This window comes from Pseudovibrio sp. Ad5 (assembly GCF_001623095.1).
Taxonomy (GTDB): Bacteria; Pseudomonadota; Alphaproteobacteria; order Rhizobiales; family Stappiaceae; genus Pseudovibrio.
The window spans coordinates 1-1,391 of sequence record NZ_LMCH01000046.1; the positions used below are offsets into that span (position 1 = coordinate 1).

General features: G+C 50.8%; 1 pseudogene. It reads right to left on the reverse strand.

Features of this window, described 5'->3' with window-relative positions:
* Positions 1 to 1,391, reverse strand: a pseudogene (locus tag PsAD5_RS14385) (DUF4214 domain-containing protein); the annotation flags it as partial.

Consider the following 1,391-nt stretch of genomic DNA (forward strand, 5'->3'; position numbering starts at 1 on the left):
TCCGCCTCTTGGGTGATCCAGACATTCTTGTTCTCATTGCCGATCAAATAGGTATCGTTACCTTTTTGGCCACGAAGATGCTGCCAGTGCTCTGAATAGCCACCAGCATCGAGCGTATCGTCCCCATTGCCAGCATTAATTGTGTTGCTCCGTTCACCACCGACAATCAGATCATTGCCCGTAGTCCCTTGAAGGGCAACACGTCCAATACTGTCGATCTTGATACTGGACACACTACTTCCATCAGCGAACTCAAAGCGTTCTATGTGTTGACCCAGGTCTGAGAGGAAGAGAGAGCCGGACTGATCATCTTTGTCCCATTGCAGGCGCAGAGCTTCACCATAGTTCTCATGGCTGTACGTGCTGAGTGTTAGATCCTGAAGCGTCAGATCCTTGAAGTGAACGGTATCGTTGCCGCTGTCAGCCCACTCCGCCTCTTGGGTGATCCAGACATTTTTGTTCTCATTGCCGATCAAATAGGTATCGTTACCTTTTTGGCCACGAAGATGCTGCCAGTGCTCTGAATAGCCACCAGCATCGAGCGTATCGTCCCCATCGCCAGCATTAATTGTGTTGCTCCGTTCACCACCGACAATCAGATCATTGCCCGTAGTCCCTTGAAGGGCAACACGTCCAATACTGTCGATCCTGATACTGGACACACTACTGTCATCAGCAAACTGAAAGCGTTCGATATGTTCGCCCATGTCAGACAGGAACAGCGAACCGGACTGGCCATCCTTGTCCCATTGCAGACGCAAGGCCTCACCATAGTTCTCATGGCTATAGGAGCTGAGTGTTAGATCCTGAAGTGATAGGTCCTTGAAGCGAACGGTATCGTTGCCGCTGTCAGCCCATTCCCCAAGCTGAGTGATCCAGACATTGCCATCATCTTTACGGATCAGATAGGTGTCGTCTCCTTTCTGACCGCGTAGGTGCTGCCAATGTTCAGTATGTCCGCCAGCATCCAGAGTATCGTTGCCGTCGCCGGCATAGATCAGATCACTGTTCTGGGTTCCGATGATGTAATCATCCCCGGAGGTGCCAAACAGCTTTGGACGTCCATGAACATCACTGGTGATCTCGAGACTTGTTAGAATACTACCATCAGCGAACTCGAAGCGTTCTATGTGTTGACCCAGGTCTGAGAGGAAGAGAGAGCCGGACTGACCATCTTTGTCCCATTGCAGGCGCAGAGCTTCACCATAGTTGTCATGGCTGTACGTGCTGAGTGTTAGATCCTGAAGCGTCAGATCCTTGAAGTGAACGGTATCGTTGCCGCTGTCAGCCCACTCCGCCTCTTGGGTGATCCAGACATTCTTGTTCTCATTGCCGATCAAATAGGTATCGTTACCTTTTTGGCCACGAAGATGCTGCCAGTGCTCTGAAAC